The organism is Pseudomonas sp. S3(2024) (genome assembly GCF_036861315.1).
Taxonomy (GTDB): Bacteria; Pseudomonadota; Gammaproteobacteria; order Pseudomonadales; family Pseudomonadaceae; genus Aquipseudomonas; species Aquipseudomonas putida_A.
Genome location: NZ_JAZAQQ010000004.1, coordinates 437,089 through 458,499, shown reverse-complemented (window position 1 = coordinate 458,499; position 21,411 = coordinate 437,089). Strand labels below are relative to the sequence as shown.

At 62.3% G+C, this 21,411-nt stretch carries 14 protein-coding genes; 8 read left to right on the top strand and 6 right to left on the bottom strand.

The genetic code is table 11. From position 1 onward, the window contains the following. Positions 1-18: 18 nt before the first annotated feature. The 6 genes from VLA07_RS13780 to VLA07_RS13755 form a co-directional block, all read right to left on the bottom strand. On the bottom strand, positions 19-7,074 hold the full coding sequence (locus VLA07_RS13780; protein WP_333989458.1) for a TcdA/TcdB pore-forming domain-containing protein: 7,056 nt from the start codon (positions 7,072-7,074) through the stop codon (positions 19-21). Positions 7,075-7,483: 409 nt separating this feature from the next. After that, positions 7,484-9,184, bottom strand: coding sequence for a precorrin-3B C(17)-methyltransferase (gene cobJ, locus VLA07_RS13775; protein ID WP_330207411.1), 1,701 nt, complete (start codon positions 9,182-9,184; stop codon positions 7,484-7,486). Beyond that, positions 9,184-9,918 carry a precorrin-2 C(20)-methyltransferase gene (locus VLA07_RS13770; RefSeq protein ID WP_371917839.1) on the bottom strand — a complete coding sequence of 245 codons (735 nt, stop codon included), beginning with the start codon at positions 9,916-9,918 and terminating at the stop codon, positions 9,184-9,186. Before VLA07_RS13770 ends, cobJ begins: the two co-directional genes overlap by 1 nt. Further along, entirely contained in the window at positions 9,915-10,541 is a 627-nt protein-coding gene (locus tag VLA07_RS13765) for a precorrin-8X methylmutase (protein ID WP_333989457.1), read from the bottom strand. The genes VLA07_RS13770 and VLA07_RS13765 overlap by 4 nt, the downstream gene beginning before the upstream one ends. Beyond that, complete coding sequence (cobG, locus tag VLA07_RS13760) at positions 10,534-11,832, bottom strand: precorrin-3B synthase (protein ID WP_333989456.1); 1,299 nt, start codon at positions 11,830-11,832, stop codon at positions 10,534-10,536. The genes VLA07_RS13765 and cobG overlap by 8 nt, the downstream gene beginning before the upstream one ends. Positions 11,833-11,951: 119 nt before the next feature. Then, on the bottom strand, positions 11,952-12,608 hold the full coding sequence (locus VLA07_RS13755) for a hypothetical protein (RefSeq protein WP_247268722.1): 657 nt from the start codon (positions 12,606-12,608) through the stop codon (positions 11,952-11,954). A gap of 233 nt (positions 12,609-12,841) precedes the next feature. Here VLA07_RS13755 and cbiE point away from each other — a divergent pair, with 233 nt between their 5' ends. From cbiE to VLA07_RS13715, 8 genes are all read left to right on the top strand, one after another. Then, on the top strand, positions 12,842-14,053 hold the full coding sequence (gene cbiE / locus VLA07_RS13750; protein WP_330207414.1) for a precorrin-6y C5,15-methyltransferase (decarboxylating) subunit CbiE: 1,212 nt from the start codon (positions 12,842-12,844) through the stop codon (positions 14,051-14,053). Further along, positions 14,046-15,143, top strand: a complete 1,098-nt coding sequence (locus VLA07_RS13745) for a cobalt-precorrin-5B (C(1))-methyltransferase (RefSeq protein ID WP_330207415.1) — start codon at positions 14,046-14,048, stop codon at positions 15,141-15,143. Before cbiE ends, VLA07_RS13745 begins: the two co-directional genes overlap by 8 nt. Beyond that, entirely contained in the window at positions 15,140-15,868 is a 729-nt protein-coding gene (locus VLA07_RS13740; protein WP_333989455.1) for a cobalt-precorrin-6A reductase, read from the top strand. The genes VLA07_RS13745 and VLA07_RS13740 overlap by 4 nt, the downstream gene beginning before the upstream one ends. Positions 15,869-16,217: 349 nt before the next feature. Next, on the top strand, positions 16,218-16,616 hold the full coding sequence (locus tag VLA07_RS13735) for a DUF2946 domain-containing protein (RefSeq protein WP_333989454.1): 399 nt from the start codon (positions 16,218-16,220) through the stop codon (positions 16,614-16,616). Positions 16,617-16,664: 48 nt separating this feature from the next. Beyond that, entirely contained in the window at positions 16,665-17,144 is a 480-nt protein-coding gene (locus VLA07_RS13730) for a copper chaperone PCu(A)C (protein WP_097089900.1), read from the top strand. 21 nt (positions 17,145-17,165) lie between these two features. Further along, positions 17,166-17,612, top strand: a complete 447-nt coding sequence (locus tag VLA07_RS13725; RefSeq protein WP_333989453.1) for a DUF2946 domain-containing protein — start codon at positions 17,166-17,168, stop codon at positions 17,610-17,612. Between the two features lie 85 nt (positions 17,613-17,697). Beyond that, positions 17,698-19,818 carry a TonB-dependent copper receptor gene (locus VLA07_RS13720; RefSeq protein ID WP_333989452.1) on the top strand — a complete coding sequence of 707 codons (2,121 nt, stop codon included), beginning with the start codon at positions 17,698-17,700 and terminating at the stop codon, positions 19,816-19,818. Positions 19,819-19,995: 177 nt separating this feature from the next. Continuing rightward, positions 19,996-21,375: a PepSY-associated TM helix domain-containing protein gene (locus tag VLA07_RS13715; RefSeq protein WP_333989451.1), complete on the top strand. Its 1,380-nt coding sequence runs from the start codon at positions 19,996-19,998 to the stop codon at positions 21,373-21,375. The last annotated feature ends 36 nt before the right edge of the window (positions 21,376-21,411 follow it).

Genomic DNA, 21,411 nt, shown 5'->3' with positions numbered 1-21,411 from the left:
ACCCAACGAAGACTTTCGTCAGGCCGGCACCGCTCCCAGCAACTGCGCCAGCGTTGTACTGCCGTCGCCATCATCGACTTCGACGATTTCCCGCAGCCTCTGCACCAGGCTCGATACCGGATAGGAACGCCCGCCCTCGAACCCGAGGAAGACGTCACCGCGCATCGCCGGATCCGCCGAGCACACATCCCGCAGGATCAGGCTGTGCTGGCGATCCGGGTCGACAATCAGCAAGTGCTCGTCGACAAACGACAGTTGCAGTGTTTGCGGTGCGTCCAGCGCCCAGACCAGCTTGCCGGGAATTGCCGGGACCTCGCCCAGCGGGTGACGGCAATCGACAATCACCGAGTCCAGCCGCAACCAGCAGGCCTTCGACAGGTGGTACGTGACGCCGCCCTGCCCCAGGCGTAACACCAGACAGCTCACGTCATCAGCGATCAGTGGCAACAGGTCTTCAACCTTGTTCTGGCCCTCGACCACCAACACCTCGGCGTCACGCCGCATGTATTCGAACGGGCCGATGCTCTGCTGACCGGGGAAGACGTGTACGCGGTGTGCCTGAAGTTCGTGCAACAGCACATGCCGATGGCGGGTGCCGAGCAATTCGCAATCGTGTGGCAGATCGTGGCCTGCTACCCGAATCAGTTGTGCATTCGCCACGTCGTACCATTGCAGGTTGCCCGCGCCAGACTCCACGGCGATGTAGGGCCCATGCTCGGCGGTCTCCAGCAATGCCTGCAGAGACTCCGGCAAATGTTCCGCGTGCTCGCTGGCCCAGTGATGATCGACGCCGATGATCCTTTCAGCTTCCTGATATCGCAGTTTGAGTGACACGCCGTTGACCGATGTCCCGTACAGACCGGAGCCGTCATTGCGCACGGCGCTGAACCGCCAGTCGTCCCACTCGGCCTGCGGTGCCGGCAGCATGTCGCTCGCCAGTAACTGGGCGCCGCTGCCGAATGCTGGCTCGAGTTGCCGGCTGTCGAAGAACCGCTGACTGCAGATCTCACCGCTGGCGACATCGAACAGCCAGACCGCCTGGTTGTCCGGTGTGACCCCGAGCAGGCGCATTTCCCGTTCGTGCCCCGGATCGCACAGCAGCAAGCGGTTATCCACATACCAGGCACACAGGCTGCGATCACCGGCGGCGTTGCGCAGACCCAGAATGGCGAAACTGTTGACCGGGTACTTCACCGCCAGCGTTTCGAGTGCCTGCCACCACTGTGCGCGCCCCCTGAGCCAGCGCTCACTCAAGCCACCCAGATGCACTTCACCCTCTGCGGTCAGGTTGAAGAACAGACCGTCGTCGGTCAGGGCCAGATACCCGTCCTGCACCGGTACCACGTCATTCAACCCGTCGGGCTGCAGCCATTGATGCGTCCATTGCGCCGGCCAGCGCTCGCTGCCAGCGGACGCGCTGCGTTGCACCTTGCACAGCTTTTGCGCCAGCCGGTCGTAAATGAAAAACAGCTCGTGCTCATCGTTGACCGGCAGAAGCAGCAGATCACCAAGCTGTTTGATCGAATCGACCCAGCCGCGGTCATGCCCGAAGGCAAACGGATGAATGCACAACAGGTCACGGCTGCGAATCCAGACCAGGTCACGTTTGCCCGGATCGAACGCCCAGCAGACCGACACGTAGGCGGCCGGTTGCCAGTCGACGGTACTGACGCCTGCGCGTTCGGGCACCGGCGATAACGTGAAATAGTGACCAAGCACTACCGACCAATCCGTCAAGGTCGGGTTGGCGAACACTCGCTGGCCCAGCTCACGGTCAATCTCCCGGGTAACTGCCACCAGTTGCAGTTGGCCCTCATGGATCAGATAGTTGAACTGCGTGACTTGCCGATCGGTACCCAGCCATTGCTGTTCGATATGAATCACGCCCTGCGCATCGACTTCAATACGCCGAATGCTGCACTGCCCCTCCATGACAAGTAGACGATAGCGGCACTTGAGCAAACCGCTGACGGCATCGACCTGCCAGATGTCGTAGTTGCGCACCTCATAGAAAAACGCAGAATCGTCGACCACCGCCGCCAGCAGCATTTCATCGGCCGCCAGTACCTCTTCACTGCGGATGTACAGAAAACGATCCTCGGCAGCGTCGTACCAGGCCGTGGTGTGACGCGGCTGGCTTTCGGGCTCGAAAGGAATCGGAAAGTGATGAACTGGCGTGTAAGGCAGCACCAGCCGATGCTCCCGGGCCAGTGTCTGGTAATGCGTGAGCAGCGACTGCTCATTCTCCCCGGCTGGCGCGCTCTGCTCGATAATGTCCAGTCGTCCGTCACTGCGGTTGACCTTGAACGATTGCCGCCCGGTCAGCTGAAGCATGACCTCATGCCGACCTCTGCCGCCGAACGTCACCTTCACCCCACCCACCGAAAGAACCCCGCCGACGTCGATCCGCACATCCCTCTCGGTGGCCCAGGCGGCTACCAGATTCCAGCGGCACTGCTGCAGGCTGGGGGACCGCAACTGGAGATTGACCCCGCGATTGAGGATCAGTGAGCAGGCGCCGCCCGCACCTTCGATGCGGTACGACACCTTGTCGTGCCAGACCTGCGGCATCATTGGCACCGCCAGCGCACGCTCGTGGGCATCCAGCCGCACCTCGATCACGGTTGGCCGATACGACGGTGCGAGACGGTTGATGATGTAGTGCACGGGAAAGGAGTAGAACGAAAACAGAAACCGCCGCTGGCCAGCCGCATCCTTCTTCTCCAGCTTGCGGGCGGTATCGAAGCCGGTGTCGTGACGCAGCGTCGAGAAAGGCAGCGCCTTGTATTCGTAACCGTAGTACGTGGTCGGCGTGCACGGCAGGACGACCAGTTGCGTGCTCGGCGGATCGAAGTGGATGTAGCCGGGAAGTCCCAGTTCACGCCGCAGATCGAGCGCTTGTTGATCATCCGGATTGAAATCCGGCACCCCGAAATGGTCGCGCAGCCGATACACCTTCGGACTGTCGAGCACCAGCATCGTGCGATTGAAGTCCAGGCTCTGGACGACCAGCGAAGGGTGAGCGACCCACGCCCCGAGTCCGTCGTCATACCGATAACCGACACCCCGACAGGCCCGCTCCAGCTCATCGAAGAACAGCCCGACCTCCTGCGCCTGCTCAGCGATCCTGGCAAACCCCTGTGCCAGGGCTGCCACACCCACGGCCAGTCCGCCCAGGATCACCCCGGCTCCACCGAGCACTGCGGCCGCTGTTGCCGCGCCCGCCGTGGCAGCCCCCAGACCACCGGCGGTCAACGCCAGACTGGCGGAGTCGAAGGCCAGTTGGGTGCCGAATTGCGCGCGCTCGATCTCGTTGTCTGCCGTCGCCAATTGATAGATGTCGAAACCGACATTGGCCAACCCCAGCACCGCGCCCACGCCTTCGTTGGCGACATGTCCCAGCGCCTCGCCAACCACCGGCGCACAGGTGCGGGCGATGATCTTGTCTTCATTGAGCGCGGTTTTTACCAGACTGATCAGGCCAGCGACATCCGTGACATTGCCATGCACCAGCTGCGCGTAATTGACGTAAGCGTGCAAGCGCACGGCGGTGGTCAGGGTGCGGTCATCCCCCTCTCGTCCACGCAGGACGTTCATCAGTGCCTGGATGGTGAAGCCGGTATTGAGCGTGTGTACGGCACCCGCCTCTGCCATCTGTGGCGAGATTCGGGTGCCCAGTGCCGAAAACTGCTCCGACAGATAATTTCTGATGCGCAGCAGACGGTGATCGGAGCTCACCACCTGCACCACATGCTCGGCCTGCGTGGGATCGACCAGGTTGATCCGGTACTCGCCGGCGGGCGTCATCTCCAGGGTTTCGAACAACGGCACCAGCGGTTTTGCCGCAGCATGCAAGTGCTGTAGAGCGTCAGTCGCCTGGGCAATCTGCTGTCCCCACCAATGACTGTCCAGATCGCGCAGGCTGCGCCCCAGGTGCGGATTACTGACCAGCGAATGGCCGCGAGCACTGTTCAGGCGCCGACGGATCGGTCGCTGCGTATGCTCCGGCAGCACGTTGTCGGATTCCAGTAATTGCCCGACGCGCAAACCGCCGGACAGATCCAGCGCCGCTATCTTTTGCCCCTGCAGCTCGATCAGATCAAATGTCGGGCGCGCGTCGTCGCCATAGGCCGCATAGTATTTCGCCAAACCCTGTTTCTGGAAAAGATCGGTCAGTGCCAGCTGAAACTGGTCAGGCTGGCTGAACTCGAACACGCCGAAATTGGGATCATAGAAGTGATAGGTGGCGTGCCCACCATTGAAGATTTTCGCCACCAGCATGGCGTGGTTGTCCGAGTTGAGCATCAGCGTGCGCGAGCTGGCGAACGCCTCCAGCGTGGTGCCGAGCTGCTGCAGATCGACACGCCCCAGCGGCTTGCCGATGTCGTGCAACTGCACGTCGCGCAACTCCTCAAGCGCCTCCAGGAACACCATTGAATCGCGCTGCTGCGGCTCGGCGGTGGCCAGGAAGAATCGCTCGCGCAAGCGTCGCGATGCCGCCCCGCCGTGCTCCAGAGCAGCGCTCATGATCAGCGCCAGCGGGTAACAGCGGCCACCGGGATCTCCCGGCCCCTGGAGCAACAGATCCTGCGGCACCAGCTTGACGTCACTGGCCTCGATTTGCCCCAGTACCTGACCCAGCCGCAGGATCACCTGTTCACGATGCTCGCGGGTGGCGATGGTCTGGATAAGGGCAACATGACGCCCCCATTGAAACAGCGTGTGCGCCTGCGACAGCGCGGCTCGTTTTAACGTCAGCGCGCTGTCCGACGAGACCATCGGCTGGTCGACATGGCTGGCGAGACCGGCCATGAATTGCGGCGCCCGATGCTGATACAGATGGCGTTCAATGGCCGCATAACGTACCGATGCTCCTACCTCGGCAACGCTGTTGGCGAGGTTGTCGAGCTCGGGGGCAAGTTGCGTGAAGCTTGAGTTATCCAGTGAGCGTACGCCGAGCATCTGTCCCAACACTACCCTTTGCAAGGCACTGATCTGGAAGAACTGCAGCGAACCCTCGGCAATGCCGCTTAGCAACTCATCCAGCGCCAGCCCCTGAATCCGCGCATCACTGAGCGACGCCGGAGCTTGCAGAGTGACGGGTTGGGCCTTGATGGCCTGACGATCGTCGAACCCCAGACCCGGCCCTTCGGGAAAAACCAGCGGACCGTTATGACCTTGCCTCATCGCCGCCACAAACGGTGCACCGAGTCGGTCGATCATCCCTTGCAAGACCTCCGTCAATAACACCGGGCGTCCCTCGATGAGCGGCCAACCCTCTTCGAACACCACAGTCTGCTGTTTCAGCAGGGCAGCAACATCACCGCTGTAGCGGACACTGAACTGTCCTTGCCGCCAACGCTGCTGTTCGTCGACAACCCATTGTTCATCATCGCTGGCGTTGTCTTTCCACGAGTGATCCTGCTCCTCCTCGGTCTTGTCGTTGATCATCCAGAGCGGCTCGATGGCAGTCTCGACGCGCACTGTTTCATCTTCGCGCGGGACGAAGTTGTGCTGTTCGTAATCGCGCATGCCAGCGCGCATCGCGGCCGGGCCAGTCAGAAAAATTGTCCATTCGCTCTGCGGGCGGATACCGTCTTCGAAATATCCGGCGACCGCCAGAATCAGTTCGTTCACCGTTGCGTGTTCGATCGAGGACAGAGCGGCAATAGAGCCGCAGTTTTGCTCGAATACCTCGCGCGCAAGCGTCGACATGCCGTAAAAATCGCTCAGCGCAACACCGCGCTTGGCCGCCAGTCGAGCCGTCAGGTCGATGAAGTCATAATTGAAGCGAAACCGGTCGATCACGCTTTTGAGCATCGGCGATCGGGCATGGGCCATCAGGAAGGAATTGCTCAGCGAGCTCTGCACAGCAACTGCCCGCAAGTCCTGTGGGCGGACGAGCAACTCGGCCGGCGCCTGGAACACTTCATTCAGCGCCGGTTTTTGTCGGGCAAACGTCTCAAGCGCGGCGCGGTGTTGCTCGGGAATGCTTGCCAGATAATCAGTGTACTGGTGGCGCAGCGCCTCGCGTGCAGGCATCCAGTGCCGATTGTGATCGAGCAGCAGTTGCAGAACGCCAACGCGTGACCGGGGATCAAACCCGCTGATGTCAACGCCTCCCAGAGTCTTGACCAGTGGCGGCAGATTATCGACATCGGCATATCCGCCGCCCTCTTCGTAAAGGACCTCGGCGCGCACCACATCGGAAGCAGCGGCCAGATTGCCGCGCAGCCGGATTTCACGCTCGTAGATATCCTGTAATTGCAGCGGAGTATCAAGGGCGTTCAAGTCGCGCAACTGCAGGTCGTCTCCTGCGAGGTCCAGTAGACTGCGGCGGTTTTGCTCGATCAGCGCCTCCAGTTGCGCGGCGTCCTGCCCATAGGCACGGGCCAACAGATCGACGCGTGCTTCATCAGCTGAAAGTCCCCGCGCCAGTGCGGCATCGATATGCATGGACATCTGTTGTTTAAGGACGATGGCCCGTTCTTCGTACAGCGTGCCCAACTGGTCTTTGGAAATACTGTCGCTGCCATCTTGTTGCAGGGCGTCGGCCTTGGCCGCCTCGACGATCAGCCTGTTGGTTTGCCAGGCCAACAATGCGTCGCTGTCGTACCAGAGATGGAGGCTGTAACCTTGCCCGTTCAGCACCTGTTTCCAGAGGTTGAGATAGTCACGCTGTATCGCGCCCAGTCCTCCACCGAGCCAGACAAAGTGCAGATTCTTCGGCACCGCAGTCGGGGTGCTCTTCGCGTACGCCAGGCTGTTTTGCACACGGGTCTCGAAAGCCTGGATGCTGTTATAGATGCGCGACAACTGTGCAGGCTGGCTATCGGATTGCGAGTATTTATGTGGCGAACCGATCAACTGGCCGATCGACTGCTTGAGCAGTGCCAAAGGCTCGATCAGTCGTGGAGAATCGAGCAAGCCAATACAGGCAAAATAATAACGCCACACTGACTGATAGGATTCACTACCCCTGTACGCCGACATGGCCTGTTCCAGATCCGCCTGCTTGAACAGTTTGATGAATTTGACAAACCCGCTGGCGTCTTGAGTTCTTCGGTCCTGCATGAAAGTTGCTCCTTTGCCCTGACCAATAACGAAAGTGCCCGCTGGCACTTGCATAGCGGCCAAACTAACTTCTGGCGAATCGGAGCTCAAACTTCAAAACTTTCAATACATGTCAAAATCAACAACTAAAAAACAACTGATAACGCATGTAACGGCAACAAGTTATTTCTACAATCAATATATAAATCAAACGCACCCGAGCAGAACGCGAAATTATCAAGGCTGCAATTTCAGCTCTGTCTATCAGTATTCAAGATAAGTCGAACAGAATGTAAGCAAAGAGAAAGCTCTCACACAGAAGCGGAGCAGATCGTACAGGTCGCGTTGAACAATATGACGCGGTCAGATCCGGAAACAATCTGTGCGGGAGATCGCGGTTGGCGAGGCAGCAAGCTCCCTCGCCAACGGCTCAGGACTGGGGCTTTTCGCCGTACCAGCGCGGCGTGTAGACCCACTCGCCACCTTCAGCCTTGGGGAAGGTGCAAGTCGTTGAAGAGCCGACCAGCACCATGGTGCGCATGTCCACCTGATCCGGGGTCAGTTGCCCCAGTGTCGTCACGCGCAGGGTTTGCCCCGGGCGACCGATGTCGCGCCCCAGCACCACCGGTGTTGCCGCGCTGCGATGCTGCGCGACGATTTCCAGCGCACGCCCCAATTGCCACGGGCGTGCCCGGGAAATCGGGTTATAGAAGGCCAGCGCCAGATCGGCCTCGGCCGCCAGATCCAGACGTTTTTCAATGATCGACCACGGCTTGAGGTTGTCCGACAGCGACATCACGCAGAAATCATGCCCCAGCGGCGCACCCGCTTGCGCAGCCGTGGCAAGCGAGGCGGACACCCCTGGCAGGATTTCCAGCTCGACGCTGTGCCATTTCGGGTCGGTCGACTCGTGCAACGCTTCGAGCACCGCCGCGGCCATGGCGAACACGCCGGGGTCGCCGGATGAGACCACGATGACCGAACGCCCCTCGGCCGCCAGCCGGAACGCGTGGCGGGCGCGCTGCATTTCTTCGCGATTGTCGGTGCAGTGCTGCACCTGATCATCGCGAAACGGGCCGGCCATGCGCACATAGGTTTCGTAGCCGAGCACATCGGTGGCCCGCGCCAGTTCCGCCTTGACCGCAGGCACCATCAACTCGGCAGCGCCGGGGCCAAGGCCGATCACCGCCAGGCGCCCACGCTGCCGACCGATCTGCGCGACGTCCAGCGGCTGTTCGGCCCGCGCAATCGCCAGACCGTTGGTATTGCTGATCGCGGCCTGCGGCAGTGCCTGACGAGCCAACTCGCCGAGGTCTTTCTGCGCCGCGAGAAAGCGCAGCGGCACCCCCAGTTCGAGGGCGGCTTCACGCAGTCTGGCCGACGCCATTTCAGTGTCAGCCGCCAGCAGACAGGCCAGCGACTGCTGCGCAACCCCGGCCTGCTGCAACGCGGCGCGCACGGCATGCGGCAGATCGTCCAACTGCGCACTCACCGCCACCGCCACACTGCGTGGATAGATCAGCAGCTCGTTGGCGCTGGCGACACGCTCGGCACTGCCGACATGAATCGAGCGCTGCGCCTGCGGATCTTGTGGCAACTGCGCCTGATCCAGCCACGGCGCCGCGCCTTCGATGCGCACGCTGTGCCCGGCCAGCAGATCGGAAACGAAACGCTTGCCCAGCTCCAGATCAGCCAGCGCATAACCGCTGGGTGGATTGAGCAGGCAAGTGCCAAAGCGCAATTCGCCACTGGTGGTGATCGCCGCTGCGACCTGCAATGCGGCGGCGATTTCCCGGGCCATGACATTCACCCCGCCGAGGCCGCCGAGCAGCGGCACCACGGCGCTGCCGTCTTCAGCAACAGCGAGTACCGCCGGCTCAGCGCCCTTCTCCAGCAACAACGGCGCCAGGGTGCGAATGACAATACCAGCCGCGCACAGGGCAATGATCGGCGTGTCTTGCTGATACAACTCACGCAGGGTCGCGCCGAATTCCTGATAGCTGCAGTCGGCGCCTTCGACGCGTCCGGCGAGGCCGTGGATCTGCGCTGTCGGATACAACTGCTGGATCCGCCGTGCGGTAGCGAGCGCGCCTTGTCCGAGGATGACAATGGCCGGTGTGGATGGCGTCATCAACCTTGCCACCGTTCGCCCGGGACGATGATCAGCGAGAAGTACGGCGAGGACATCGGCTCGACCTGATCCAGCGGCACGATCTTCTGATTGGCCATGGTCGCGCGTTCGACGTACAGCGCCCGCTCGGCCAGACCGAGCTCTTCGAGTACCGCACGGACCTTGGGAAAGTTGCGCCCCAGTTTCATGATCACCGCCGCATCGGCGTCGGCCAGACGGCGCTTGAGATCCTCATGCGGCAGCACGCCGGAGAGCACCGACAGGCTCTGGTTGCGATACACCAGCGGCGCGCCGAGCACCGAGGCGCCGCCGAGCATCGAGCACACGCCCGGTACCACTTCGGCTTCATAGCGCGTGGACAACCGGTCATGCAGATACATGTAGGAGCCGTAGAAGAACGGATCGCCTTCGCAGATCACTGCAACGTCGCGCCCGGCGTCCAGATGCGCCGCAACTTCTTCGGCGGCATCATCATAGAAATCGCTGATCACTTGCTCGTAGGACAGCGGCGCCGGCAGCACTTCGGTGGTCACCGGGTACACCAGCGGCAACAGATTCTGCGCGTCCTGCAGGTGCGCTTCGATAATGCCGAACGCATTGCCCTTCTTGCCCTTGGCGACAAAGTACGCCACCACTGGCGACTCGCGCAGCAGACGCAGGGCTTTGACGGTAATCAGTTCCGGATCACCGGGGCCCACGCCGAGGCCGATCAGACGTCCTTTGGCCTGCATCATTCGATCTCCGTGGCGAGGGCATTGACTGCTGCGGCGGCCATGGCGCTGCCGCCCAGCCGACCCTGCATGATCACGAACGGTACGCCGCGACTGTCAGCCGCCAGCGCCGCTTTCGATTCGGCGGCGCCGACAAAGCCCACCGGGAAGCCAAGAATCAGCGCCGGTTTCGGTGCGCCGGCGTCGAGCATTTCCAGCAGATAGAACAGCGCGGTCGGCGCGTTGCCGATCACCACCACGCTGCCTTCCAGATGCGGACGCCACAGTTCCAGCGCGGCCGCCGAGCGGGTGTTGCCCAGCTCACGGGCCAGCTCCGGCACGCTGTCGTCGCGCAGGGTGCAGATCACCTGGTTATTGGCCGGCAGACGCGCACGGGTCACGCCTTCGGAAACCATCCGCGCATCGCACAGGATCGGCGCACCGGCCGCCAGTGCATCACGCCCGGCCTTGCCGGCACCTTCGGAAAACTGCAGACCATCGACCGCCTCGACCATGCCGCAGGCGTGGATCACCCGCACCGCGAGTTTTTCCAGATCGGGCGGGATGCGCGCCAGATTGGCCTCGCTGCGAATGATCGCGAAGGAGTTGCGATAGATCTCCTGACCGTCGCGGATGTAATCAAGCATCAAGGGGGCTCCGTGAGCGGGCGTCGAGCAGGATCGCGGCCGCTTCAATAGTAAGGTTGCGTGCGTGCAGCGTGCCGAAACCCGGCAGCGCTGCATCGCGAAAATAAAGGTCGTAATGACCGGGGCTGACCGCCAGCAATGTCGCCGGGGCGCAATGGGCCGCCGCACAAGAGCGCGGGCAACCGGACAGGTGCACGTGCTGCGCCTGTGGCAACAACGTCGCCAGCAGCCGCGCGTCGTGTTTGGTATCGGCCAGACCTTTGCCACAACCGCTGGAGCCGGTGCAGGCAATCAGCCGGGACAGCGGCTCGCGGGTGTCGGTCAGCCAGTGCAATTGACTCAGGTGTTGCAGGACTCGCCCCGCGACGGCGGGCTTCACGTTCGGCAGCAGCAGACTTTGCCAAGGGGTGAAACGCAGGCTGCCATCTCCGAACTCGCGAGCCAGCTGGGCCACGCCCCGCAGCATGGCCGGATCGAGACGGCCGAGCGCCGGCACCGCACCGACATATACCCGGTCGTCAGCGTTTTGCGCGTGAACACCGATATGCAGCGCATCCGCCATCGGCGTGCGCTGTCGAGCAACGGCAGCTTTGATCGCCACGCGTTCGCGCAATTGTTCGAGAAACGCCAGCAGCGGCAGTTCATCGAGCAAATGGCGCATGCGGGTCTGCTCCGGCCGAGCCAGCTCAAGGAACAACTCCAGCACCGCGACCACCAGTGCATGGCCGTTTTCCACGCTCACGGCACCGGCCGCACGATCGGTCGGGCAGCCGGCCAGACCGAACGCCAACAACACTTCACCGTCACGTTCGAACGCCGACAGCCACAGATCATGCGGATGCTCGAGCATCGCCAACGCCTCACCGCCGTCCAGTTGCACGGCGAACTTGGCGCTCAACTCATGAAAGCGCGGATGTGTCTGCAGGGTCGCCAGAATCTGTTCAGCCAAGGGCCGGGTATCGAATAGCAACTGCCGATCAATCCCGGCACTCGGGCTGAGCATCAGGTTGCGCACATCGTCGCCCGCTGCGGTTTGCGGCCCCAACCCGGCGGCCAGCAAACTGTCGACCAATGCCGCGGACTGCTCGCCGATGCCGCGAATCTGCAGATTGGCGCGGTTGGTCGCCTCGATCGCGCCACTGGCAAAACGCTCGGCGGCATCGGACACCGCGTCGGCCTGATCAGCAGTGATCGAGCCGCCATTGAGCTTGATCCGGCAGATACCGCCATCCAGCGCCTGGACAATACGCAGCAACCCCGGACAAGCCGAGGGGCGCAAAGCGGTGGACATAGAGCGTTCGTTCAAGGGATGACCGGCTGGCTGGCAGCGCTGTGGTGGGCGAAAGGTCGCCATTATGCCTGCTTTGCCCGAGCGCATGAAAATGCCTGCCGGTCGGAAACTGCGGCGTTTCAGAGTTCGACCTCCTCAAGGTCGGCCACGCTCTCGCGAATCGCCTGATCTACAACGTCCCGGTTTTTGTCGATGTCCCGGCGATTGATCACCATTCTCCTGGCGCGGATGTCCAGTTGCGACATCGGTTGATGGACCTGCCAGAACAGGTAGTTGGTACTCAATACCAACTTGAAAAAGCGGATATGGCTGAGCACCACAACCAACTCGCCGCTGGCATTCTTACTGACCGGCACAATATGCGAAGTGAAGCTTTTGCCACTCAAAGCGGTAAACTTTTGCAGCAGTGCTGTATCTCTTTCCAGTGCTGCCAGCCCGGCTTCAACCTGCTCTAATTGACCGCGCGCGAGCAAGGGGGCTGTCAACCGCCGCCACGCCTCCTGCACACTTCCGGAAAACGCCTCCTGGACCAGCACGACCGGCTTCTCTTCCAGGTTCCAGCCACATGACCAAAGGCCCCCGGCAAAGTAATCGAACCACTCTGCAGGGTGCAGGCTGCTGTCACAACGCTTGTCCGCCGCGATCTGGGCGAGATAAATGCAGTTCCTCACAAATCTGTTATCGGCCTCTGCGCGCCCCTCCAGTCCGGTGAACAACATATTATTAACGACAACTGCATTACTCTGACTTAAACGTGTAGCTGAATTGATATCCATATCGCTCCCTGCCAACTTGGCACGTATTAATTTTATAGCTTCATTGCGCCAGACTTATTAAAAAGAACTGACTTGGAATCAAACTAACAAAAACGAAAGTTGAAAAAATCACTATTACTCGACATTAAGTTTCCGCGTTGTTCTCGACACGCCGCGACGACAGACCTGCGTCAGGTGCCGGCAGTCGCGTTATCATGCCGCCCGTGAAGATCTACTCAGGATTAAGGAACGGCATGACACCCTGGCTGACGGTTGTGGGAATCGGTGAAGACGGCTTCAAGGGCCTGGGCAAAAATGCCCGGCGAGCCCTGATGGGCGCCTCGCGGATCATCGGCGGCCAGCGGCAACTGGACTTGCTGCCGGTGTGCATTCGTGGCGAACGCGAATTGTGGCCGAGTCCGTTTTCCCTCGCGCCGGTATTGGAGCAGCGCGGCGAAGCGGTGTGCGTGTTGGCCAGTGGTGATCCGATGTTCTACGGCGTCGGCGCCAGCCTCGCGCGGCACGTGCCGAGTGTCGAGATGCTGATCCTGCCCGCGCCCTCTTCCTGTTCGCTGGCCGCCGCCCGGCTCGGCTGGCCGTTACAGGAGGTGGTCACCCTCTCGCTGGTGGCGCGACCACTGGCGGCACTCAATGCGCAGCTGTTCAGCGGGGTGCGCCTGTTGCTGTTGAGCAATGACCGGCACAGTCCGGCGGCAGTCGCGGCGCTGCTGCGCGAGCGCGGCTTTGGCGGCAGCCGCCTGACTGTGCTTGAGCATTTGGGCGGCGATGCCGAACGGCGCCTCGAAAGTACTGCCAATGACTGGAATGACCCGGCGATTGCCGATCTGAATGTGATCGCCATCGAATGCCTGGCCGATGCGCAGGCACCGCGCCTGTCACGTCTTGCCGGACTGCCCGATTCGGCATTCCAGCACGACGGCCAACTGACCAAACGCGATGTCCGCGCCATCACCCTCGCCCGCCTCGCGCCGATCCCCGGCGAACTGCTGTGGGATGTAGGCGGCGGTTGCGGCTCGATCGGCATCGAATGGATGCGCGCGCACCCCAGCTGTCGCGCCATCGCCATCGAGGCGGACGCAGGCCGACAGGCCTTGATCGAACACAACCGCGACGCGTTGGGCGTACCCGGTCTGCACCTGGTGCGTGGCCGTGCGCCGCAGGCCCTTGCCGGGCTGGAGCGCCCGGACGCGATCTTCATCGGCGGCGGCGTGACCCGCGAAGGCGTGTTTGAAACCTGCTGGGAACAACTCAAGCCCGGTGGCCGACTGGTTGCCAACGCCGTGACCCTGCAAAGTGAAGTCACTCTGATGCACTGGCGCGAACGCCACGGCGGCGAACTGACCCGAATTCACGTTGCCCAGGCGCAACCGCTGGGCGAGTTCGACACCTGGCGTCAGGCGTTGCCGATTACCCTGCTGGATCTGGTCAAACCCCTCGATGCGTGACGAAACCGCCGAACAACCCGCGCCCCTGCGTAGCGGCCTGACCACCGGCAGCTGCGCCACCGCTACCAGCCTCGCCGCCGCCCGCCTGCTGCTCGGCGGTACGTCGGCGGATGCGGTGCAGATCGTTCTGCCCAAAGGCAAACAAGTGCAGATGCGCCTGGAGTTTTGCCGCTTGACCGCCGACGGCGCCGAGGCCGGGACGATCAAGGACGCCGGCGACGACCCGGACGTAACGCACGGTGCGCTGCTCTATTCGCACGTGCGGCTGCTGGCCGAGCCGGGGATTCGCTTCATTGCCGGCGCAGGTGTCGGCACCGTGACCCGGCCGGGGCTGGTACTCGGCGTCGGTGAACCGGCGATCAATCCGGTGCCGCGCAAGATGATCAGCGACCACCTGACGCTGCTCGCCACCGAAAGCGCTTATGCCGGCGGTTTCGAGGTCACGGTCAACGTCGAGGGCGGCGAGGCGCTGGCGCTGAAAACCATGAACCCGCGCCTGGGCATTCTCGGTGGTTTGTCGATCCTCGGCACCAGCGGCATCGTCCGGCCGTTTTCCTGCGCGGCGTACATCGCCTCGATCCATCAGGGCATCGACGTCGCCAAAACCAATGGCTATCTGCACATTGCCGCGTGCACCGGCAACGCCAGCGAAGACACCATGCGCCGGGTCTACGACCTGCCGGAAATCGCCTTGATCGAAATGGGCGACTTTGTCGGCGCGGTGCTCAAGCATCTGCGCAAAGTGCCGGTGGATAAACTCAGCCTGTGTGGCGGCTTCGGCAAGATCAGCAAACTGGCGGCCGGGCACATGGATCTGCACTCGCGGCATTCGAGTATCGACCTGCCGCAACTGTCCGAGTGGGCGGCGGCGATTGGCGCTGATCAGGCGTTGCAGCAGAGCATTCGTGAAGCCAACACCAGCCAGCAGGCCCTGGCGATGGCCAGCGCGGCGGGCATTGCCCTCGGCGATGAGGTCTGCCGCCACGCGCTGAATTTCGCCTGCAGCGTGGTGCCGGCGCAGGTGCAGGTCGAGGTGTTTGCGATTGATCGCCAGGGCGGCATTGTCGGCCACGCCGGAGGTTTTGCATGAAACGCATTCTGTTGCTTGGCGGCGTCACCGAGGCGTTGGCCATCGCCCGTACGCTGGGGCCAGAACACATTTACAGTCTGGCCGGCGTGGGCCGGGTGCCGACCGACCTGACCTGCCAGGTGCGCGTCGGCGGCTACGGCGGGGCCGAAGGTCTGGCGCAATTCATTCGCGCTGAAGGCATCGACCTGCTGTTCGATGCGACCCACCCTTACGCCGCGCAAATCAGCCACAACGCCGCCATCGCCGCACAACTCGCCGGCATCCGCTGCTGGGCCTTGCGCCGCCCCGCATGGCAGCCGCAGCCGGGCGACGACTGGCGTGAAGTCAGCGACTGGGCCGAACTGATCGAAGCCCTCAAACCGTTCCGCCGCCCGCTGTTCACCCTCGGCCGCGAACCGCTGCAACACCTCGACGAAATCCCTGCCAACCAGTATTGGACCCTGCGCGCCCTCGACGCTTATCCCGGTAACGAACGCTGCGAAGTCATCGGCGCCCGTGGGCCGTTTCTGCTGGAGGATGAACGCGCACTGTTCGAACGCCGGCAGATCGATGTGCTGATCAGCAAGAACAGTGGCAGCACCGCGACCGAGCCGAAACTGGAAGTGGCGCGGGAGTTGCGAGTGCCGGTGATGGTGCTGAAGCGACCGGTGTTGCCGAGGGTTGATCGGGAGTTTGTGACGACGGATGAAGTCCTCGCTGCCCTTGCCGCCGTCACCCGGCTTTAGCCAGGCGCAGATCTCGAATACGCCTTCGCGGGCAAGCCCGCTCCCACAGTGGTCGGCGGCAACCGCATAGTCTGTGTATGCCAGGAATCCTGTGGGAGCGGGCTTGCTCGCGAAGGCGTGCGACCTGACAGCTCGTATCCTGAACGTTAAAAAGCAGATCAAAAGATCGCAGCCTCGTTCCACTCGTCAGCTCCTACAGGAACGGCGGATGAGTCTGGCGTTGCGAATTTCCACCGCTACACTCTGTTTCAATTGATCTGCGACACCAAACCGCACGACGCCTTTTTACTTATCGGCCCTGATCAGGCTAAATAGCCGCGCCTGATCGCCCACCCAACGGATCTGTCCCATGAACCGACACCGGCTCGCATTTGCCTGGATCGCCTGCTTCGCAGTGCTGTTCAACATGCTCGCCATGCCGATGACCGGGGCGATGGCGCAGGCGGCCAATTCACCGGCCGAACAATTGCTGTGGAGCAGTTTCTGCACCGGCAGCGGGACGAAGATGGTGGCGATCAACATCGGCACCCCAGAGCAGAAAGCCCCGTCCAACGACAGCCATTCCAACATGCAGCATTGCTGGTGCTGCTCGGGTTCAGCGCCGCTGGTGGCGTTGCCGGGCCATGCACCGCAGCTGTATTTCGCCCGCTACGAAAGCAATCGCAGCGTGGCGCCGCCCTCGTTGCAAACACCGACACCGCGCCAGCAATGGCCGAGCCTTAATCCCCGCGCCTCGCCTCTGGTTTGATTTGTTCTCGCAATTGACCTGCGTATCAAATCGTTCTGGAGAACTGCCATGTTGAACAAACTCTTCGTCATCGCTGCGCTGTTGCTGCCGGCGTGCTTCGCCCATGCCCACGAATACAAGGCCGGCGAGCTGGAAATCGCTCACCCGTGGTCGCAGGAGCTGCCGCCCAACGCGCCGACCGTCGCGGCTTATTTCGTGATCAGCAATCCCGGCAAGACCGACGACCGCCTGCTCAGCGTCGACTCGCCGATCACCGCCGAAGCGCAACTGCACGAGCATGTGATGCAGGGCGATCTGATGAAGATGCAGCAGGTGCCCAACGTGGTGATTCCGGCCGGCGGCAAGGTGACGTTCGCGCCGATGGCCTATCACGTGATGCTGCTCAACCCGAAAGACCGCAGCCTGCTCAGCGACGGCAAACGCTTCCCGCTGACCCTGCATTTCGAGAAGGCCGGTAACGTCACCGTCGAAGTCGCGGTGCAGAAGAAACCTCCGCAAGATACCCAGGCACACGATCACGCCCAGTAACCGATCCGGCTGACCACGCCCGTGCGCCCGCAACGCGCTGGGGCATCCCGCCTGCATCGCCAGAGCCAGACTCTGACCCGCGGTAGCTGGATCGCCCTGTTCGCCATGTTGATGATCTTCATCGGCCCGCTGATTTCTCAGTCGATGCCGATGGATCAGCACGCCTCGACTTCCATGCCGATGAGCATGGACATGGCGATGGACATGCCGGGCATGGATCACGCCGCGCACGGCGCACAACCGGCTGCCGAACACTGCCCGCCACAATCCTCGCACCACGCCCTATGGGAAAAGTGCGGTTATTGCAGCCTGCTGTTCAATTGCCCGGCGCTGACCGGTGGCGGCACGTTCGCCACGTTCAGCATTGCCCACGTCAACACCTTCACCCCGCCCTCCCCGCGTCTGGGCCATGCCCGGCAGACCTTCTTCCCCGGCGCCCGCACCCGCGCCCCGCCCATCACGGCGTAAACACCGCACCTTTGATTGCACACGGTTGAGAAGACAGCTTCAGGCTGCCGGCCGTGTCGTTTACGACTGTTTGATGGAAATTGTCATGTCCAGGTTTTCTGCTGTTCCACGCTCGGGTTCTGCCCAGGCGTCTTTCGCGCTGAACGCATCGCGCATTGGTTTCTCGCACGCCACCGCCGTCCTTTGCGGCGTTCTGTTATCGCCGCTGGTGTTGGCCGATGACCACGCCGGGCACAACGAAGAACTGAGTCCGACGGTGATCACCGCGATCGCTCCAAGCTCGCCACTGACCATCGTCACCAACCCCAAGGACCCGCGCCAACCGGTGCCAGCCAGTGACGGCGGCGATTACCTGAAGACCATTCCCGGCTTCGCTCTGGTGCGCAATGGCGGCACCAACGGTGATCCGGTGCTGCGCGGGATGTTCGGTTCGCGCCTGAACATTCTCACCAACGGCAGCATGCTGCTCGGCGCCTGCCCCGGGCGAATGGACGCGCCGACCTCGTACATCTCGCCCGAGACCTACGACAAACTCACGGTGATCAAAGGCCCGCAAACCGTACTCTACGGACCGGGCGCATCGGCCGGCACGATCCTCTTCGACCGTGAGTCGGAAAGCTTCGGCGAACTCGGCACGCGGGTGAATGCAAGCGTGCTGGCCGGCTCCAATGGACGCTTCGACAAAGTTGTCGACGCCGCTGCCGGCGGGCCATTGGGCTACGTACGGGTAATCGGCAATACCGCGCACTCCGACGACTATCGCGACGGCAACAACGACATCGTTGCCTCGCGCTACGACAAGTGGAACGGTGACATCGCGCTCGGCTGGACCCCGGACGCCGACACCCTGATCGAACTCACCGCCGGCAAGGGCGATGGCGAAGCGCGCTACGCCGGGCGCGGCATGGACGGTTCGCAGTTCCTTCGCGAAAGCCTCGGCCTGCGCTTCGAAAAATCCAACATCACCGACGTGCTGGAGAAAGTTGAAGCACAGGTTTACTACAACTACGCCGACCACGTGATGGACAACTACACCCTGCGCACACCGTCCGGCACCGGGATGATGGCCGGGCCCATGGCGTCCAACGTCGACCGGCGCACCCTCGGCGCGCGGATCAAGGCAACCTGGCGCTGGGCCGACATCCAGCTGATCACCGGTCTCGATGCGCAGACCAACGAGCATCGCCAGCGCAGCGGCATGGGCATCGACACCTACAAGGATCAGCCCTACACCAAGGACGCCGATTTCCATAACTACGGCGTGTTCAGCGAAATGACCTGGTACGCCGCCGACCGTGATCGGCTGATTACCGGCGCCCGGGTCGACCGTGCTTCGGCCAAGGATTACCGGCAGCGCATTGGTTCGGGAATGATGAGCCGGCCAAATCCGACCGCCGACGAGACCCGCGCCGACACCCTGCCAAGCGGCTTCGTGCGTTACGAGCATGACCTCGCTGACAGCCCGGCCACGCTGTACGCCGGCCTCGGTCACGCGCAGCGCTTCCCGGATTATTGGGAGCTGTTTTCACCGAAGTCCGGCCCGGCCGGCTCGCTGAATGCGTTTGACTCGATCAAACCGGAGAAGACCACCCAGTTCGACTTCGGCGTCAACTACAAGACCGCCGAACTCGAAGCCTGGGCCTCGGGCTACATCGGTGTGGTGCGCGACTACATCCTGTTCGACTACACACCGACGATGATGGGCATGAGCACTTCGCGCGCGGAAAACATCGACGCGCGGATCATGGGTGGCGAGCTCGGTGCCGCCTACAAACTCACCGATAACTGGAAAGCCGACGCGACCCTGGCTTACGCCTGGGGCAAGAACAGCAGCGACGGCAAAGCCCTGCCGCAAATGCCGCCGCTGGATGCGCGCTTCGGCCTGACCTACAGCGAAGACAACTGGAGCGCCGGGGCGCTGTGGCGCGTGGTCGCGGCGCAAAACCGCATCGACCAGAACAAGGGCAACGTGGTCGGCAAGGACTACGACAAGAGCGGCGGCTTTGGCGTGTTCTCGCTCAACGGCGCCTACCGGATCAACAAAAACTGGAAGGTCAGCACCGGCGTCGACAACCTGTTCGGCAAGGCTTACGCCGAGCACCTGAACCTGGCGGGCAACGCCGGCTTCGGCTACCCGGCCAACGACCCGCAAGCGATCAATGAGCCGGGGCGCACGCTCTGGACCAAGGTCGATATGAGTTTCTAACCGAGCGGCACGCCCTGCCCTTGTGGGAGCGGGCTTGCTCGCGAAGACGGCGGCACATCCGGCACGGGTGGCGCCTGACACGACGCTTTCGCGAGCAAGCCCGCTCCCACATGAGTGCAGCGGTGACGCTACCCATACAGAACAACTAAAAGATCCAAGCCAAGCGGAGCAAACGTGATGCAAAAGCCCAAAGCGAATTTCTACAACCTGGCGTGGCGCTGGCATTTCTATGCCGGCCTATTCGTCGCGCCGTTCATGGTAATGCTGGCCCTGACCGGCATCATCTACCTGTTCAAACCGCAACTCGATTCACTGATGTACAGCAGCCTGCTCAACGTCCCCGCCGGGCATCACACGGTGCCGGCCGATGACTTGCTGCAACGGGTCAAGAGCGCTTATCCACAAGGCCAGATCAGCCAATACCTGCCGCCGGCCAACGCCGAGCGCAGCGCTCAGTTTGTCGTCAAGAATGAGGGTCATGAACTCAACGTATTCATCGATCCGTACCACGGCGACATCCTCGGCGAGCAGGATGCGAAGAAAAATCTGCAAGCCGTCGCCCGCGCCATTCACGGCGAATTGATGATCGGCACGCTCGGTGATCGCCTGATCGAACTCGCCGCCGGTTGGGGCGTAGTGCTGGTGGTGTCGGGGGTGTTTCTGTGGTGGCCGCGCGGTCAGGCGGCGGGGATTCTGTGGCCACGCCTGAACAGTCGCGGTCGCGTATTGTGGCGTGATCTGCACGCGGTCACCGGGTTCTGGGGCGCGGCATTGCTGCTGGTGATGCTGCTCAGCGGCATGACCTGGACCGGGTTCTGGGGCCAGCAATATGCGCAGGTGTGGAACGTGTTCCCGGCCGCGATGTGGAACAACGTGCCGACCTCCGACGTCGAGGCTGGCAGCCTCAACAACGCCGCGCGCCAGACCGTGCCATGGGCGATGGAAAACACGCCGATGCCGATGTCCGGCGACCACGCTGAACACATGGCCCACGGCGGTATGCAACACGGCCCCGCCGCACCCGCGATCAGCCTGCAAGAGGTGCAGAACATCGCCATTGAACGCAAGGTCGAACCCGGCTACAGCATCACCCTGCCAACCACCGCGACCGGCGTGTTCACCATCGCGGTATTCGCCGACGACCCGCGCAACGACGCGACCTTGCATGTCGATCAGTACACCGGCAAGGTTCTCGCCGATGTGCGTTTCGAGCAGTACGGCGCAGTGGCGCGGGCAACGGAAATCGGCGTGATGCTGCATGAAGGCAAGATGTTCGGCACCTTCAACCAGATCGTCGTGCTGCTGATCTGCCTGATGATTCTGCTCAGCGCCGTCAGCGGTGTGGTGATCTGGTGGAAGCGGCGTCCGCAAGGCAAGTTCGGCGTGCCGCCGCTGCGCCATGACCTGCCGAAATGGAAAACCGGCGTGGCGATCATGCTCGCGCTGGCCGTGATCTTTCCGCTGGTGGGGGCTTCGCTGGTACTGGTCTGGCTGCTGGATCGGCTGCTGTTGTCGCGTCTGGGCCGCCAAGCTGAATCTGCCTCAACTTCAACGTGAAGCAGGCGAGATGCGCGTTTCAGACAGATCTTTAAA

What these genes read in the sequence shown, in the direction of transcription:
- VLA07_RS13715 (WP_333989451.1), top strand. Translation starts at nt 19,996, where the DNA reads ATGCAAAAGCCCAAAGCGAATTTCTACAACCTGGCGTGGCGCTGGCAT.
- cobG (WP_333989456.1), bottom strand. Translation starts at nt 11,832, where the DNA reads ATGTCCACCGCTTTGCGCCCCTCGGCTTGTCCGGGGTTGCTGCGTATT.
- cbiE (WP_330207414.1), top strand. Translation starts at nt 12,842, where the DNA reads ATGACACCCTGGCTGACGGTTGTGGGAATCGGTGAAGACGGCTTCAAG.
- VLA07_RS13755 (WP_247268722.1), bottom strand. Translation starts at nt 12,608, where the DNA reads ATGGATATCAATTCAGCTACACGTTTAAGTCAGAGTAATGCAGTTGTC.
- VLA07_RS13730 (WP_097089900.1), top strand. Translation starts at nt 16,665, where the DNA reads ATGTTGAACAAACTCTTCGTCATCGCTGCGCTGTTGCTGCCGGCGTGC.
- VLA07_RS13740 (WP_333989455.1), top strand. Translation starts at nt 15,140, where the DNA reads ATGAAACGCATTCTGTTGCTTGGCGGCGTCACCGAGGCGTTGGCCATC.
- VLA07_RS13780 (WP_333989458.1), bottom strand. Translation starts at nt 7,074, where the DNA reads ATGCAGGACCGAAGAACTCAAGACGCCAGCGGGTTTGTCAAATTCATC.
- VLA07_RS13765 (WP_333989457.1), bottom strand. Translation starts at nt 10,541, where the DNA reads ATGCTTGATTACATCCGCGACGGTCAGGAGATCTATCGCAACTCCTTC.
- VLA07_RS13735 (WP_333989454.1), top strand. Translation starts at nt 16,218, where the DNA reads ATGAACCGACACCGGCTCGCATTTGCCTGGATCGCCTGCTTCGCAGTG.
- cobJ (WP_330207411.1), bottom strand. Translation starts at nt 9,184, where the DNA reads ATGACGCCATCCACACCGGCCATTGTCATCCTCGGACAAGGCGCGCTC.
- VLA07_RS13770 (WP_371917839.1), bottom strand. Translation starts at nt 9,918, where the DNA reads ATGATGCAGGCCAAAGGACGTCTGATCGGCCTCGGCGTGGGCCCCGGT.
- VLA07_RS13745 (WP_330207415.1), top strand. Translation starts at nt 14,046, where the DNA reads ATGCGTGACGAAACCGCCGAACAACCCGCGCCCCTGCGTAGCGGCCTG.
- VLA07_RS13720 (WP_333989452.1), top strand. Translation starts at nt 17,698, where the DNA reads ATGTCCAGGTTTTCTGCTGTTCCACGCTCGGGTTCTGCCCAGGCGTCT.